Origin of the sequence: Pseudomonas sp. R1-6, from assembly GCF_051132115.1 — a bacterium.
In the GTDB taxonomy this organism is placed as follows: domain Bacteria; phylum Pseudomonadota; class Gammaproteobacteria; order Pseudomonadales; family Pseudomonadaceae; genus Aquipseudomonas.
Genome location: NZ_CP071662.1, coordinates 1679426 through 1695730, shown reverse-complemented (window position 1 = coordinate 1695730; position 16305 = coordinate 1679426). Strand labels below are relative to the sequence as shown.

Below are 16305 nucleotides of genomic sequence, written 5' to 3'. Positions count from 1 at the left end.
ACCATACTGACACCCACCTGCGCTCCCTCAGCGATCTAGCGACCCACCGCCAAACGCTCGCGCCGGGCCCTGAGCCCGGCGATGAGCGATGGTCCCAACGCCACCAGCGCGGACCCCAGCACGACCAACACCGCCCCGCCATACCCCAAAACGTTGATCTGTTCGGCATGGACATACTCGGGCCACCACCAGGCGGCCATCGCCACGGCGGCGAACGTCACCAGCGGCGTGATCGCCAGGGTCGCGCTGACCCGCGAGGCTTCCCAATGGGCCAGCGCCTCGGCAAACGCACCATAAGCAATCAACGTGTTGAGGCAACAGGCGAGCAACAGCCAGCCCTGCAATGGGGTCAGTTGCAACGCCTCCAGCGGATGAACCCAAGGCGTGAGCAACAACGCGCAGAACAGGTAGATCACCATCATCACTTGCAATGAATTCCAGACCGTCAGCAGTTGCTTCTGGCCCAGGGCATAAAACGTCCAGACCGTCGACGCAGACAGCACCAGCAAAACCCCGGCGGTGTAGTCGCTCAACGACGTCAGCAACTCGGTGAGACGCTGGTTGAAGAACAGCGCAAAACCAATCAGCAACACCAGCAGGCCAATGCCCTGCCCCATGCTGAAACGCTCCTTGAATACAAACAGACTGGCGACCAGCAGCATGATCGGGCCCATCTGCACCACCAGTTGCGCCGTACCGGGACTCAAGCGGTTCAGGCCCATCAGGTACAGGACGTAGTTACCCACCAGCCCCAACACCGCCATCACCACCAGCCAGCCGCCACGCGGGCCAAGCACCTTGCGGCTGGGCAGGCGCCGTGTCGCCGCCAGGTAAACGAAGAGCAACCCGCCGGACACCGTCAGCCGAAACCAGGTCACCGTCACCGGATCCATCACTTGCAGCACTTGCTTGAGCTTGATCGGCAGGATTCCCCACAACAGGGCGGTCAACAAAGCCAGAAGAAGCCCGTAGACCCAGCGACCGGACGATATGTGCATGCAACCCTCGAAGCCCTCGATATGAACGCCCATTCTAGGCTCGGATCGATCGGTGGCACAGGCACAATCGGGCATTTGGCGCCGACGCAATTGTACGGGTCGCTAGCCGTCGATCGGCTGGACAGGCGCAAACCTGCGACACCACATATGCTCAATTGAGACAACCACGCAGCCCCCATGGAGACCCGAAATGCCAGGAACGCGCGCAAACGATACAGACGCCCCCAAGACAGTATTCCGCAGTGACCGGATCTGCCGGGTAAATGGCGAATTTTATTTCAATACGCGCGAAGGCACCCAGGAAGGTCCGTTCGAAACTCGTGAGGCGGCGGAGCAGGAGATTGCGGCATACATCCAACGGATGCAGAAGTTGCCCAAGGTGGCTGAACAGTTTGCAGCTCCCGTGGCGAGGGAGCTTGCTCCCGCTGGGCCGCAAAGCGGCCCTTCTATGGTTCATACCCAGTAAAAAGGGGCAACTGCTTCGCAGCCGAGTGGGAGCAAGCGCCCTCGCCACGAAGCTCCTGAGGCGGCGCTTATCGCACCGCCTCGAACAACCCCGTCGCCCCCATCCCGCCGCCCACGCACATGGTCACGACGCCATAGCGCAGGTTGCGCCGTTGCAGCTCCCGCACCAGATGCCCCACTTGCCGCGAGCCGGTCATGCCGAACGGGTGACCGATGGAAATCGAGCCGCCGTTGATGTTGTATTTCTCGTTATCGATTTCCAACCGGTTGCGACTGTAGAGGCATTGGGAGGCAAACGCTTCGTTGAGCTCCCACAGGTCGATGTCGCCAATCTGTAGCCCCTTGGCCTTGAGCAACCTGGGCACCGAGAACACCGGGCCGATGCCCATCTCGTCCGGCTCGCAACCGGCGACGGTAAAGCCGCGGAAAAACGCCTTGGGTTTGAGCCCCAGGGCCAGGGCTTTTTCCAGGCTCATCACCAGCGTCATCGAGGCGCCATCGGACAGTTGGGAAGAGTTGCCCGCCGTCACCGAACCGTCCTCGGCAAACACCGGCTTCAAGCCGGCCAGGCTTTCGTAGGTGGTATCGGGGCGGTTGCAGTCATCGCGGTCAACCACACCGTCCAGAATCTGAACCGCGCCGGTGTTCTTGTCCTCGACCCGGTACTTGACCGTCATCGGCACGATTTCATCGTTGAACAGCCCTTCGGCCTGGGCCCGGGCCGTGCGCTGCTGGCTCTGCAAGGCGTAGCGGTCCTGCTCCTCGCGGCTCACCTGATAACGGCGCGCGACGACCTCGGCAGTCTGACCCATGGGAAAGTAGATCCCCGGCACTTGCTCCTTGAGCAATGGGTTGATCAGGTTGTCGGTGTTGACGCTCTTCATCGTCAGGCTGATGGATTCGACGCCGCCGGCGACGATGATCTCGCTGCAACCCGAGGCGATCTGGTTGGCGGCAATCGCGATGGCTTGCAGGCCCGAGGAGCAGAAACGGTTGAGGGTCATCCCGGCGGTGCCGATGCCCAGTTGCGAGAGCACCGCCACGTTACGCCCGATGTTGAAGCCTTGGGCGCCTTCGTTGGAACCGGCGCCGACGATGCAATCCTCGACACTGGCCGGGTCGATGTCGTTACGCGCCAGCAACGCATTGACGCAATGCGCCGCCATGTCGTCCGGACGGGTCATGTTGAACTTGCCGCGAAAGGACTTGGCCAATCCGGTCCGTACGCTGTCGACGATCACCACTTCACGCATGGCGGCACCTCATTGTTGTTATCGGTTAAGAGTGGATTCGAGGATAAATCCACCGCATAACCGAACGCGACAATCATTCACCCCGCGTATGCGTGCCCATCGTGCTAGCTCTTTTTCCGTGCTTGCCTGGCGGAACGCTCGAAAGCGGCCTCCAGCGCGTCATTGAGCGTGCGCAACACCTTGACCCGGGCCCAGCGCTTGTCATTGGCCTCCACCAGCGTCCAGGGCGCGATCTCGGTGCTGGTGCGATCGACCATGTCGCAGACCGCCGAGCGATAGGCGTCCCACTTGTCCCGGTTGCGCCAGTCGTCCTCGGTGATCTTGAAGCGCTTGAAGGGGATTTCCTCCCGCTCCTGGAAGCGCTCCAGCTGCGTTTCCTTGTCGATCGCCAGCCAGAACTTCACCACCACCACGCCGGCATCGGCCAGCTGTTCCTCGAAATCATTGATTTCGCCGTAGGCCCGCAGCCAGTCGGCGCGGCTGCAAAAGCCTTCGACCCGCTCCACCAGCACCCGGCCGTACCAGGAGCGATCGAACATGGTGAACTTGCCCCGGGCCGGAATATGTCGCCAGAACCGCCACATGTAGGGGTGGGCACGTTCTTCCTCAGTGGGCGCGGCAATCGGCACGATGCTGTACTGGCGCGGATCGAGCGCCGCCGCGACCCGGCGGATGGCACCGCCCTTGCCCGCCGCGTCGTTGCCTTCGAACACGGCCACCAGGGCATGCCGGCGCATGCGCTTGTCGCGCAGCAGGCCGGCGAAGCGGGCCTGCTCGGTGATCAACTGTTCTTCGTAGTCGGCCTTGTCCAGACGTAGCGTCATGTCCAGGCTATCGATCAAGGTCACTTGGTCATCCAGCGCTGGCAACGGCGCCACGTTGACCTTGGCCGCCTTGACCTTCGGCCGATCCAGGGCCTGGCGCAAGCCTTCGAGCAAGATGCGTCCGACCGCAAGGCTGCGATAACAAGCATCCACCCCTTCGATCACATGCCACGGCGCGTAATCGCGACTGGTGCGGCGCAGCACGCGCTCGCCGTACTTGACGAACTTGTCGTAGGTCTTCGACTGCTGCCAGTCCAGCGGGCTGATGCGCCAGCTGTGCAGCGGATCGTCCTTGAGGCTTTTGAGGCGGGCCTTCATCTGTTTCTTGGACAGGTGAAACCAGAACTTGAAGATCAGCGCGCCCTCATCGCAGAGCATTTTCTCCAGGCGTTCGGCACCGTTGATCCCCTGGTCGAGCCGCGGGTCCTTGAACTCGCCGTGGACCCGCCCTTGCAGCATCTGGCTGTACCAATTACCGAAAAAAATCCCCATGCGCCCCTTGGCCGGCAGCATCCGCCAATAGCGCCAGGCCGGCGGCCGCGCCAGCTCCTCGTCAGTCTGCTGGTCGAAGGTGCGGACCTCGATCAATCGCGGATCCATCCACTCGTTGAGCAACTTCACCGTCTCGCCCTTACCCGCGCCTTCGATGCCGTTGATCAGTACGATGACCGGGAAACGCCCCTGCTGGTGCAGCTCGTATTGCGCTTCGAGCAACGCTTCGCGCAGTGCCGGGACTTCAGCCTCATAGGTTTCTTTATCAACGACGTGACCGATTTCGGCGGACTCGAACATGGGCAGCTCCTTCAAGGAATGGGGCAAGACTAGCGGATTGGATGCGCGCCTGCGCAGCAGATTCCTTCCGGATGCGGGCACCCTTGCCTTGGATCAAGCAACGCCTTGCCGATCGGCTAGAATGGCGCCTTCATTTTCGCCGAGCCCGTCATGACGCCCATTCAACACCACGCCCAACTCGACTGGGACGACCAGGGTCGCCCCCGCTCCCGGGTGTTCAACGATGTCTATTTCTCGGACCAGTCGGGCCTGGAAGAAACCCGCTACGTGTTCTTGCAACAGAACAACCTCGCCGAGCGTTTCGCCGGGCTGGCGGAGGGCGGGCGGCTGGTGATCGGTGAAACCGGGTTTGGTACCGGGTTGAATTTCCTCTGCGCCTGGCAGTTGTTCGAGCAATGCGCACCGGCCGGGGCACGGCTGCATTTTGTCAGCGTCGAGAAGTTTCCCCTGAGCCCCGAAGACCTGCGCCGGGCCCTGGCCTTGTGGCCAGCGCTCAAGGTCCAGGCCGATCAATTGCTCGGGCAGTACATGGCGATCCACCCAGGTTTCCAGCGCATGACCCTGGCGAGCGGCCGGGTCACCCTGACGTTGTTGATTGGCGATGCCCTGGAGCAATTGCCGCAACTGGATGGGCGGATCGACGCCTGGTTCCTCGACGGTTTCGCCCCGGCGAAAAACCCCGAGATGTGGAGCGCCGAGCTGTTCGCCGAGCTGGCGCGACTGGCCGCGCCGGGGGCTACCCTCAGCACCTTCACCAGCACCGGCTGGGTGCGGCGCCGGTTGAACGCGGCGGGTTTCAAGATGAAGCGCACGCCAGGCATCGGCCATAAATGGGAGATTCTTCGCGGCGTGTTCCTCGGTTGGCCGGAGCAGACGCCGTCACCCGCGCCGATCAAGCCCTGGTACGCCCGCCCCGCCCCGCATACCGGCGAGCGGCGGGCCTTGGTCATCGGCGGCGGACTGGCCGGTTGCGCCAGCGCGGCCAGCCTCGCGGCCCGTGGCTGGCACGTGACCTTGCTGGAGCGTCACGCTGGGTTGGCCGAGGAAGCGTCCGGCAATCCCCAGGGCGTGCTGTACCTCAAGCTGTCGGCCCACGGCACGGCGCTGTCGCAGATGATCCTCAGCGGTTTCGGCTACACGCGGCGCGTGCTCGAACACCTGCAGCGCAGCCTCGACTGGGACGGCTGCGGTGTCCTGCAATTGGCCTTCGATGCCAAGGAAGCCGAGCGCCAGGCGCGCTTGGCCGAGGCCTTTGCGGGCAGTCTGTTGAAGGTGCTTGATCGCGATGAGGCCGAGGCGCAAGCCGGCATTGGTTTGCCCAGCGGGGGCCTGTTTTATCCCGAGGGCGGCTGGGTGCATCCGCCAGCGCTGTGTCGCTGGCAGGCTTCGAACCCGGCGATTACCTTGCAGCCACACCATGAAGTGTTGGAACTGCGGCGTGTCGACGGCCAATGGCAGGCCTGGGACGGCGAACGCTGCGTGGCCAGCGCACCGGTGGCGATCCTCGCCAGCGCGGCCGAGATCAAACGTTTCGAGCCTGCCGCCGAGCTGCCCCTCAAGCGCATTCGCGGGCAGATCACTCGCCTGCCGCAAACCACCCGCAGCCAGCGCCTGGCAACGGTGGTCTGTGCCGAAGGCTACGTGGCGCCGCCGCGAATGGGCGAGCACACGTTGGGCGCCAGTTTCGATTTCCACAGCGACGACCTGACCCCCACCGCCGCCGAGCATGCCGGCAACCTTAAGATGCTCGAAGATATTTCCGTGGACCTGGTAGACCGGCTCAACGCCAAAGCGCTGGACCCAGCGCAACTGGAAGGCCGCGCGGCGTTTCGCTGTACCAGCCCGGACTACCTGCCAATCGTCGGGCCACTGGCCGATCACTCTGCCTTCATCGAGGCGTATTCGGTTCTGGCCAAGGACGCCCGTCAAGTGCCCGACGCCCCCTGCCCCTGGCTCGACGGCCTGTACGTCAACAGCGGCCACGGCTCCCGAGGCCTGATCACCGCGCCGCTGTCGGGCGAGCTGATCGCCGCGTGGCTGGAGAACGAACCGCTGCCCCTGCCGCGAAGCGTGGCCGAGGCCTGTCATCCCAACCGATTTGCGTTACGGGCGTTGATTCGGGGCAAGGCCTGACGGACTTTGACGATTCGCCACATTCTCCTGTGGGAGCGAGCCTGCTCGCGAAAGCGGTGGTTCAACCGGCTTAGAAGTTGGCTGAACCACCGCCTTCGCGAGCAGGCTCGCTCCCACAAGGTCTAGTTTTTCCTGGACAAATGTCCCAAGACCCACAGCCTCCATCCGTCGGCTTATAACGCATCGATATAAAACTCACAGCCATCCCTCCGGTCAGTTTCAGAGTACCCGCCCTTTTGGCGTGTATGGCTTGACCCCTCCCCAACGGAAAAACCGGTAAGGACTTATGTGCGGATTAGCTGGTGAGTTACGTTTCGATCAACACCCTGCGGACCTTGCGGCCGTAGAGCGCATCACCCATCACTTGGCCCCTCGCGGCCCCGACGCGTGGGGCTTTCATAGCCAGGGCCCAATTGCCCTCGGCCATCGACGCCTGAAAATCATGGACCTGTCCGACGGCTCGGCCCAGCCGATGATCGACAATCAACTGGGCCTGTCACTGGCGTTCAACGGCGCGATCTACAACTACCCGGAATTACGGGCCGAACTCGAAGGCCTGGGCTACGCCTTTCATTCGGGCGGCGACACCGAAGTGCTGCTCAAGGGCTATCACGCCTGGGGCGAAGCTCTGCTGCCCAAGCTCAACGGCATGTTCGCCTTCGCCATCTGGGAGCGCGACGCCAAGCGGCTGTTCATCGCCCGTGACCGTCTCGGCGTGAAGCCGCTGTACCTGTCTCGCACCGGCCAGCGCCTGCGCTTCGCATCGGCATTGCCGGCATTGCTCAAGGGCGGCGACATCAACCCGGTGCTCGACCCGGTCGCGCTGAATCACTACCTCAATTTCCACGCGGTCGTCCCGGCGCCTCGCACCTTGCTGGCTGGCATCGAGAAGTTGCCCCCGGCCACTTGGATGCGCGTCGAGGCGGATGGCAGCACCGAGCAGAAAACCTGGTGGACGCTGCCCTACGGCCCCCGGCCCGACGAGCAGAACCTCAACCTGGAAGACTGGATCGAGCGTGTATTGGACAGCACCCGCGAAGCGGTCGCCATCCGCCAGCGCGCCGCCGTCGATGTCGGCGTGCTGCTGTCGGGCGGCGTGGACTCGAGCATGCTCGTGGGCCTGCTGCGCGAAGTCGGCGTTGACGACCTGTCCACCTTCTCCATCGGCTTCCAGGACGCCGGCGGTGAGCGCGGCGACGAGTTTCAATATTCAGACCTGATCGCCAAGCACTACGGCACCCGCCACCATCAGTTGCGCATCGACGAAAAAGAAATCATTGAACAGTTGCCCGCCGCGTTCCGCGCCATGAGTGAACCGATGGTGAGCCACGACTGCATCGCCTTCTACCTGCTCTCGCGGGAAGTGGCCAAGCACTGCAAAGTGGTTCAGAGCGGCCAGGGCGCCGATGAGTTGTTCGCCGGTTACCATTGGTATCCGCAAGTGGATGGCGCCAGCGACCCGTATGCGGCCTATCGCGCGGCGTTCTTCGACCGCACTTACGAGGAGTATGCCGCCACCGTTCAACCCAAATGGCTAACGGCCAACGATGCCGCCGGAGACTTCGTCAAGGAGCACTTCGCCCAGCCGGGCGCCGATGCCGCCGTCGATAAGGCCTTGCGCCTGGACAGCACGGTGATGCTGGTGGACGACCCGGTCAAGCGCGTCGACAACATGACCATGGCCTGGGGCCTGGAAGCACGCACACCGTTCCTCGACTACCGTCTGGTGGAGCTTTCCGCTCGGGTGCCGGCCAAATTCAAGCTCCCCGAGGGTGGCAAGCACGTGCTCAAGGAAGCGGCACGCCGGGTGATCCCGAGCGAGGTCATCGACCGCAAGAAAGGCTATTTCCCGGTGCCGGGCCTCAAGCACCTTGAAGGCAACACCCTGGCCTGGGTCCGTGAACTGCTGCTGGATCCGAGCCAGGATCGCGGCCTGTTCAACCCGACCATGCTTGATCGCCTGCTGACCGACCCCAACGGCCAGCTGACGCCGTTGCGCGGTTCGCGGCTGTGGCAATTGGCAGCGCTGAACCTGTGGCTCAGCGAGCAAGGAATCTGACCGATGAAACCCCATTCCACCCTCCACAACCAACGACTATTGCGCGGCCAACCGCCGTCCTACGAACGCTTGCAGGCACGCCTGGCCGAAGACGGCAGCGAACTCAATGCCGCCCCCATCGCCGTGCATTGCGGCTGGGGCCGGCTGCTGATCGGCCATACGTTCCCGGACCCGGCGACCCTGGCCCAGGAACTGCTCAACGAACAACCCGGCGAACGGGACATCGCCCTGTACGTCGCCGCGCCCCAGCAAGTGCTGGGGCTGGAGCCGGCGCACCTGTTTCTCGATCCGTCCGACACCCTGCGCCTGTGGTTCAGCGATTACCGACAAGCCACGCGAGTATTCCGCGGTTTCCGGATCCGCCGCGCCCAGAACGACAGCGACTGGCAGGCCATCAACCAGCTGTACCAGGCTCGCGGCATGCTGCCCATCGACCCGGAGCGATTGACACCGCGTCATCAAGGTGGCCCGGTCTACTGGCTGGCCGAGGACGACGACACCGGCGCGGTGATTGGCAGCGTCATGGGCCTCAATCACCAGAAAGCCTTCAACGATCCAGAAAACGGCAGCAGTCTCTGGTGCCTGGCGGTGGACCCACAGTGTTCACGCCCCGGCGTTGGCGAGGTGCTGGTGCGCCACCTCATCGAGCATTTCATGAGCCGGGGCTTGAGCTACCTCGACCTGTCGGTACTGCACGATAATCGGATGGCGAAAAACCTCTATGCCAAACTCGGTTTCCGCAGCCTCCAGACCTTCGCCATCAAGCGCAAGAATGGCATCAACCAGCCGTTGTTCCTTGGGCCCGGCCCCGAGGCGCAATTCAACCCCTATGCGCGGATCATCGTCGAGGAAGCGCATCGTCGCGGCATCGAAGTGCAAGTGGACGACGCCGAGGCCGGCCTGTTCACCCTGATGCACGGCAGCCGCCGGATTCGCTGCCGGGAATCGCTGAGCGACCTGACCAGCGCAATCAGCATGACGCTCTGCCAGAACAAGAGCCTGACCCACAAAGTGCTGAAAAACGCTGGCCTGAACCTGCCGGCCCAACAGCTGGCGGGCAATGCCGACGACAACCTGGCGTTTCTCGATGAGCATGAACGGGTGGTCGTGAAGCCGCTGGACGGCGAACAGGGCCAAGGCGTGGCGGTGGACCTGCGTACGATCGAAGAAGTACAGGCCGCCATCGAAGCTGCCCGGCGGTTTGACAGCCAGGTATTGCTAGAAAGCTTCCACGAAGGGTTGGACTTGCGAATCCTCGTGATCGGTTTTGAAGTGGTGGCCGCGGCAATCCGTCGCCCGGCCGAGGTAATCGGCGACGGGCAGCACACCATCGGCGCGCTCATCGAAGCCCAGAGCCGACGGCGCCAGGCCGCTACCGGCGGTGAGAGCAAGATCCCGATGGATGCCGAAACCGAGCGCACCTTGAGCGCGGCCGGTTATGCCTACGACAGCGTGCTGCCCAAGGGTGAGCATCTGTTCGTACGGCGCACGGCGAACCTGCATACCGGTGGCGTCCTGGAGGACGTGACCGCCATCCTCCATCCGACCCTGGCCGATGCGGCGGTTCGTGCAGCACGGGCCCTGGACATCCCGATGGTCGGCCTGGACCTGCTCGTCCCGGCGGCTGATCAACCGGAATACGTGTTCATCGAAGCCAACGAACGCGCCGGGCTGGCCAATCACGAACCGCAACCCACCGCAGAGCGTTTTGTGGACTTGTTGTTTCCCCATAGCCAAGCGGTGGTCTGAGATTTCTGTGGCGAGGGAGCTTGCTCCCGCTGGGCCGGGCCGGCCACCAGCGCGAGGCGGCCCTGCTGACTCACTTAGTGCTCCGATTTGAGCTCAAGGCGACTGCTTCGCAGTCGAGCGGGAGCAAGCTCCCTCGCCACGGGTCTCTCGTTCCAATATTTCGCGAGGAGTTTCCATGATCAGTAAGATTCCCGAACCGAATCTCGAATACCTGCAGAAAGTCTTGCTGGAAATGCTCGCCATTCCCAGCCCTACCGGTTTCACCGACACCATCGTCCGTTACGTCGCCGAGCGCCTCGAAGAGCTGGGCATTCCTTTCGAAATGACCCGGCGCGGCACCATCCGCGCCACCCTCAAGGGCCGCAAAAGCAGCCCCGACCGCGCGGTCTCGGCGCACCTGGACACCATTGGCGCCTCGGTCCGGGCCATCAAGGACAACGGTCGCCTGACACTGGCGCCCGTGGGTTGCTGGTCGAGCCGGTTTGCCGAGGGCAGCCGGGTCAGCCTGTTTACCGATACGGGCGTGATTCGCGGCAGCGTCCTGCCGTTGATGGCGTCCGGTCACGCGTTCAATACCGCCGTGGATGAAATGCCCATCAGTTGGGACCACATCGAACTGCGCCTGGATGCCTACTGCGCCACCCGCGCCGATTGCGAGACTCTGGGCGTGGGCATCGGCGACTACGTGGCCTTCGATCCCTTGCCCGAATTCACCGAAAGCGGCCATATCAGCGCCCGTCACCTGGATGACAAGGCCGGGGTCGCCGCGTTGTTGGCGGCGCTGAAGGCCATCGTCGACAGCGGCGAAGAGCTGCTGATCGATTGCCATCCGCTGTTCACCATCACCGAGGAGACCGGCAGCGGCGCGGCCGCCGCGCTGCCCTGGGACGTCAGTGAGTTCGTCGGGATCGACATCGCACCGGTCGCGCCGGGCCAGCACTCCAGCGAACACGCCGTAAGCGTGGCGATGCAGGATTCCGGCGGCCCTTACGACTACCATCTGTCGCGGCACTTATTGAAACTGGCCAAGGAAAACGAACTGCCGGCGCGCCGTGACCTGTTTCGCTACTACTTCAGTGACGCCCATTCCGCGATCACCGCCGGCCACGACATCCGCACCGCCCTGCTCGCTTTCGGCTGCGACGCCACCCATGGCTACGAACGCACCCACATCGACAGCCTGGCGGCTCTCAGCCGTCTGCTCGGCGCCTACATCCTCAGCCCGCCGGTGTTTGCCAGCGATGCGCAACCGGCCCAGGGTTCACTGGACCGCTTCAGCCATCAGATCGAACACGATGCACAAATGGAAAGCGACACCCGGGTGCCTTCTGTGGACAGCCTGATTGGGCAGCGTTCCGATAGCTGATCCCACATGCTCACAATTCCATCAAGAACACGCTCGCTCCCACGACAGACTTCAATGCACTGAGGCCCTGTGGGAGCGAGCTTGCTCGCGATGAGGCCAGAGCAGACATGAGAAAGCCCGGGCTAGCCGCCACAGCTCATCCGCCGTAGCATCCGCCCAATATTTAGCGGAGCCCTATCATGCTGATCCCCTACGACCAACTCGAAGTCGACACCCTCACCCGCCTGATCGAGGATTTCGTCACCCGTGACGGGACCGACAATGGCGACGATACGCCTTTGGAAACCCGCGTCCTGCGGGTCCGCCAGGCCCTGACCAAAGGCCAGGCAATGATTGTCTTCGATCCGGAAAGCGAACAATGCCAATTGATGCTCAAGCACGACGTGCCCAAGCATCTATTCGATTGAACAGGCCTTGCGTGCCGCCTGGGCCTTTTTTCTCTGGATCTTGTCGTAGATTTCGGAACGATGCACTTCGACGTGTCGAGGCGCCTCCACGCCGAAACGCACGGTGCTGCCGCTGACCGACAGCACGCGCACGGAAATATTGTCACCGATGGAAATCAACTCGCCCACTGCGCGGCTTAATACGAGCATGGTTCTTGTCCTTAAGAGTGTCTGGACCTTGACCATGCCCGGCCTGTTTTCCATGCACAAGATACCGGCGCGAATTCAGTATTCCCCTACACATCGGGATCCTTGTAACTGAAGGAAATGTCCTGCAAAAAACGTTTATCGAAGCCGATCAAGGTCCCGTGAATCGCGGCCCGAAGAGAATTATTCCCGCCCCCATTACACAGAGCGCCACGCCGATCCAGTCGGAAGCCAGCGGCCGCGCGCGCTCGATGACCGCCAGCCAGCCGATGGACGCGACGATATAGATCCCTCCATAGGCGGCATAGGCGCGACCGGCATACGTGGCTTCGATACGAGTCAGCAACAGGGCGAACAATGTCAGGCTGAGCAACGCCGGCGCGATCCACCAGGCGCTCTTGCCCTGGCGCAACCACATCCAGAAGGCATAGCACCCGGCGATTTCAAAGAGCGCGGCAAGGAAAAACCACAGGTAATTGAGCATGGAGCGGTCCATCAGGAGGGCACGAGGCGCCATCCTGATGGATGCCGGGAAGGCAGGTCAACTTGGGGACTGTCGCGCCTTGGCGCGCATTTTGTCTGCCATGGCGGTCATTTCGTCGTAGAGCAGCTGTGGGTTTTTCTGCTTCAACGTCCAGGCCGCGCGCCCCTGTTCGTGGGGCAGGATCATGAACTGGCCCTCGGCAACGTGCTGGTAGATGTAGTCGGCGATGTCAGCGGCACTGATCGGCGAGCTCTCCAGCAATTTACCGACCTGGGCTTTCATGGCGGGAGTCGGCCCGCGGAACGAGTCCAGCAGGTTGGTCTGGAAGAACGACGGGCAGACCACGTGCACACCGATTTCCTGCTGCGCCAGTTCGATCAGCAGGCTTTCCGACAACGCCACCACGCCGGCCTTGGCCACGTTGTAGTTGCTCATGGCCGGGCCTTGCATCAGGGCCGCCATGGAGGCGATGTTGATGATTTTGCCACGGCTTTTTTCCAGCAGTGGCAGGAACGCCTTGCAGCCCTTGACCACCCCCATCAGGTTGATCGCGATCTGCCAGTCCCAATCCTCGAGGGACAGTTCGCTGAAGAATCCACCCGACGCCACGCCAGCGTTGTTGACGATGATGTCGATGCCGCCAAGCTTTTCTTCGCAAGCCTGGGCAAACGCGGTGAGCTGGCTGTAGTCACGCACGTCGCAACGTTGCACAAAGCCGTCGCCGCCCGCTTCGCGAACCAGCCTGAGGGTTTCCTGCAGGCCCGGTTCACTGACATCAGACAAGGCCAGGCGCCAGCCTTCGCGGGCCCAGCGCAGCGCGATTTCGCGACCCAGGCCAGAGCCAGCACCGGTGATCATCATGCGATTTTGCATAGGGAAACAGCCTTGTTGTTCCGGGAGAGATGGGCCGAGTGTAGCGAAGGAGCCGGCCCGACCCACGTTCCATCATCTTGCTGAATGGCGAGGGCAAACCATGACAGTTGATGGGGTTGAAACCTTGGCAAGAGATGGCGTCAACCCGCGCGCAATGGCGACGACAAAAAACTTTGAATTTTTTACAGGACGTTACGGTCGGAGTTTATAAGCCGCCCGGATTTAATGCATGCGCGCTGGCAGTTGAAAGTTTCATCACTCCAGAACTGACCAATAAGGAAATCAACAATGGGCACTATACTTATCATCATCCTGATCCTCCTGCTGATCGGTGGCCTTCCGGTCTTCCCGCACTCCAGAAGTTGGGGTTACGGCCCGTCCGGTATCATCGGCGTAGTATTGGTGGTGCTGTTGATCCTGCTGTTACTTGGCAAGATATAGATCCCCAAGCGCAAAAAAAAGAGGCCTTCAAGGCCTCTTTTTTATTCACCGGTTATCAGTCCGGCTTGCCGTCGATAACGCCGGCGGTGTTATCCAACAAACTCTTTGTCGCGGTTTGCAGGAACGATTCAAGCTTGAGTTTCATCTCGGCAGTTTCCGGTGCATCCGGAATGACTTCTGCCCGCGGGTTCGCACCGAGTTCATAGCGATACATCTTGGGCGCCATTTCTTTCTCTTTTGGCAGCACCAGGATCTTGTCGTCGCGAATGATCGCCGTGGTCTGCTCGCTACCGGACGGCTTGATCACGCCGAAACCGGTATCGCCTTGCGGCAGGTTCAGCAGGTCACGGCCCCAACATTGATTGCGCACTTCCCCGCCGAGGCGGCCCATGATGGTCGGGACGATATCGACCTGGGTGCCCACGGTGTGATTGCGCTGGCCAAACTTCTCCTGCACGCCCGGTCCGATCAGCAGCATCGGCACGTTGAAGCGGCCCAGGTCCATTTCGGTGATCTGGCGCTCGTTGCCGAAACCATGGTCGCCGACCACCACGAACAGGGTTTCCTTGAAGTAAGGCTCTTTGCGGGCCTTCTCGAAGAACTGGCCCAGCGCCCAATCGGAGTAACGCATGGCGGTCAGGTGTTCGTTCAGGCTGCCACGGTCAGTCACGCGCTCCACCGGCAACGGCGTTGGCAGCGCGTAGGGCGTGTGGTTGGACAGGGTTTGCAACAACGCATAGAACGGCTTGCCATTCTCCCGTGCCTTGAGCTCGATCAGGCCACGGTCGAACATGTCCTGGTCCGACACGCCCCAGGTCGGATCGGAGAACACTGGGTTCACGAAGTCGTTACGGCCAATGAACGTGGTCATGCCCTGGCTGCTGAAGAAGCCCGACTGGTTGTCCCAGGCGAAGTCGCCGTTATAGACATACACGTCGTCATATTCACGGGCGCTGAGCAGCTGCGGCAAGCCCGACAGCTTGTGACTGCCTTCCGGCGTCTGCATCAGGTATTCGAAACCTGGCAGGTTCGGGAAGCAGGCCATGGTGGCGAACATACCTTGGTGGGTGTGCGTGCCATTGGAGAAGAAGCGGTCGAACAGCAGGCCCTCCTTGGACAGCTTGTCCAGGTAAGGCGTGATGTTGCCCGGCGCGCCAAGGGCGCCCACGGAATGACCGGCCATGCTTTCCATCAGGATCACGACGACGTTCTTGATCGGCAGCGTCTTGTCGGCAGGCGGCGTGTAGTCGCGACGCACGGCGGCCGTCTCGGCGTCCACCAGCTTGTCGTCAGCCATCACCAGCATGTCGCGCACGGTCTGCTGCGCCAGCGGCTGCTCAAGAGTGGCTTTCCAGATGTTGTCACGGTCTTCGGACATCCGGCTCTTCGCCGCTGCCACCAGCGACAGCGTGCCGTTGAGACCCAACTGGTTGGCGAAGTTGGAATCAGTGGTGTAGACGTCACCCCAACGCAGCGGTGGCCCTTGGCGCAGGGTGCCACGCGCAGCGGCCACGGCCACCAGCAGGCAAACCAGGAACACGGCGACACGGCCATACCACGGCGCGATCTGGCGCGTGCCGATGCTGCCGCCACTGAAAGGCCCACGCGGCCGTGTGGCACGATCGGCGCCCTTGAACGCCAGGCTCAGGATGATGGTGCCGCCCACCCAGGCCAGCAGGTAACGAACCACGGGAAAACCATACCAGAGCATGCTCGCCACGGTTTTGGGGTCTTCCTTCACGTACTGGAAGACCAGGCCGTTGAGGCGCTGGTGAAACTCACGGTAGAAGTCCATCTCCATCAAGCCCAGGAACAGCGCGATGCTGGAGGTGACCGTCAGCCAGAAACGAAAGAATCCACGTGCCGCCATGGCCCGCGCGCTGAACAATGCCAGCAGCAGCGGAATGCAGAGATAGACGACCAGGCGCAAGTCGAAACGCAGCCCATTGATAAAAGCTTCCACGAAGGTCGAGGCTGGGGTATCGAGGATCATCTGGCGGTTGTAGACCAGCAGCGCCACGCGCAGCAGGCTGAGCATGATCATCATCACCAGGGCACAGAGCAGCGTGTAGGCCAGGTGCGATTTGACGGTCGGTTGCAGCAGGCGATGCGTGGTGCGCTGCTGACTCAGGGCGTCCGGGATTGCCATGTCGTTTTAGGACCTATTGGAAGTGGGGTCGAAAGTAGGAACAACAGCGCGCCCTCTGTTGAGCCATTCAAGGCCGGGGCTTGCGCGAAAGCGCAAATCTTGCACGAACGGTCATGGCATTGCCAT

General features: G+C 62.2%; 13 protein-coding genes and 1 pseudogene. 7 read left to right on the top strand and 7 right to left on the bottom strand.

What is annotated here, in order from left to right:
- Positions 1-35: 35 nt before the first annotated feature.
- Complete coding sequence (locus J3P81_RS07945) at positions 36-998, bottom strand: DMT family transporter (RefSeq protein ID WP_434563048.1); 963 nt, start codon at positions 996-998, stop codon at positions 36-38.
- A gap of 190 nt (positions 999-1188) precedes the next feature.
- On the opposite strand from J3P81_RS07945, the pseudogene J3P81_RS07940 reads away from it, so the two are divergent.
- Positions 1189-1383 (top strand): annotated as a pseudogene (locus J3P81_RS07940) (DUF6316 family protein); the annotation flags it as partial.
- A 148-nt stretch (positions 1384-1531) separates the two neighbouring features.
- On the opposite strand, the gene J3P81_RS07935 reads toward J3P81_RS07940, so the two are convergent.
- Both J3P81_RS07935 and pap read right to left on the bottom strand, forming a co-directional pair.
- Positions 1532-2716 (bottom strand): thiolase family protein, encoded by a 1185-nt coding sequence (locus J3P81_RS07935; protein ID WP_434563046.1) that lies wholly within the window; start codon positions 2714-2716, stop codon positions 1532-1534.
- Positions 2717-2820: 104 nt separating this feature from the next.
- The gene (pap, locus tag J3P81_RS07930) at positions 2821-4332 is read right to left on the bottom strand and encodes a polyphosphate:AMP phosphotransferase (RefSeq protein WP_434563044.1); all 1512 of its coding nucleotides are present in this window, start codon (positions 4330-4332) and stop codon (positions 2821-2823) included.
- Positions 4333-4482: 150 nt separating this feature from the next.
- Here pap and mnmC point away from each other — a divergent pair, with 150 nt between their 5' ends.
- From mnmC to J3P81_RS07905, 5 genes are all read left to right on the top strand, one after another.
- Positions 4483-6465 (top strand): bifunctional tRNA (5-methylaminomethyl-2-thiouridine)(34)-methyltransferase MnmD/FAD-dependent 5-carboxymethylaminomethyl-2-thiouridine(34) oxidoreductase MnmC, encoded by a 1983-nt coding sequence (gene mnmC, locus J3P81_RS07925; RefSeq protein ID WP_434563042.1) that lies wholly within the window; start codon positions 4483-4485, stop codon positions 6463-6465.
- A 286-nt stretch (positions 6466-6751) separates the two neighbouring features.
- Complete coding sequence (locus tag J3P81_RS07920) at positions 6752-8524, top strand: N-acetylglutaminylglutamine amidotransferase (RefSeq protein ID WP_420767885.1); 1773 nt, start codon at positions 6752-6754, stop codon at positions 8522-8524.
- 3 nt (positions 8525-8527) lie between these two features.
- Positions 8528-10273, top strand: coding sequence for an N-acetylglutaminylglutamine synthetase (gene ngg, locus J3P81_RS07915; RefSeq protein ID WP_434563040.1), 1746 nt, complete (start codon positions 8528-8530; stop codon positions 10271-10273).
- A gap of 175 nt (positions 10274-10448) precedes the next feature.
- A complete protein-coding gene (locus J3P81_RS07910; protein WP_420767887.1) occupies positions 10449-11639 on the top strand; it encodes an osmoprotectant NAGGN system M42 family peptidase in 1191 nt (396 codons plus the stop codon).
- A gap of 179 nt (positions 11640-11818) precedes the next feature.
- Positions 11819-12046 carry a YheU family protein gene (locus tag J3P81_RS07905; RefSeq protein WP_047226285.1) on the top strand — a complete coding sequence of 76 codons (228 nt, stop codon included), beginning with the start codon at positions 11819-11821 and terminating at the stop codon, positions 12044-12046.
- Here J3P81_RS07905 and csrA read toward each other — a convergent pair.
- From csrA to J3P81_RS07890, 3 genes are all read right to left on the bottom strand, one after another.
- Positions 12035-12235 (bottom strand): carbon storage regulator CsrA, encoded by a 201-nt coding sequence (csrA, locus tag J3P81_RS07900; RefSeq protein WP_420767888.1) that lies wholly within the window; start codon positions 12233-12235, stop codon positions 12035-12037. The two genes, J3P81_RS07905 and csrA, sit on opposite strands and share 12 nt — an antisense overlap.
- A gap of 148 nt (positions 12236-12383) precedes the next feature.
- On the bottom strand, positions 12384-12716 hold the full coding sequence (locus J3P81_RS07895; RefSeq protein ID WP_434563038.1) for a YnfA family protein: 333 nt from the start codon (positions 12714-12716) through the stop codon (positions 12384-12386).
- Positions 12717-12773: 57 nt separating this feature from the next.
- The gene (locus J3P81_RS07890; RefSeq protein WP_420767890.1) at positions 12774-13589 is read right to left on the bottom strand and encodes an SDR family oxidoreductase; all 816 of its coding nucleotides are present in this window, start codon (positions 13587-13589) and stop codon (positions 12774-12776) included.
- A gap of 288 nt (positions 13590-13877) precedes the next feature.
- Between J3P81_RS07890 and J3P81_RS07885 the strand changes: the two genes are divergently transcribed.
- The gene (locus J3P81_RS07885; protein WP_018606531.1) at positions 13878-14030 is read left to right on the top strand and encodes a DUF3309 family protein; all 153 of its coding nucleotides are present in this window, start codon (positions 13878-13880) and stop codon (positions 14028-14030) included.
- Between the two features lie 55 nt (positions 14031-14085).
- Here the strand turns inward: J3P81_RS07885 and J3P81_RS07880 are convergent, their stop codons facing one another.
- Complete coding sequence (locus J3P81_RS07880; RefSeq protein ID WP_420767891.1) at positions 14086-16179, bottom strand: LTA synthase family protein; 2094 nt, start codon at positions 16177-16179, stop codon at positions 14086-14088.
- Positions 16180-16305: the final 126 nt, after the last annotated feature.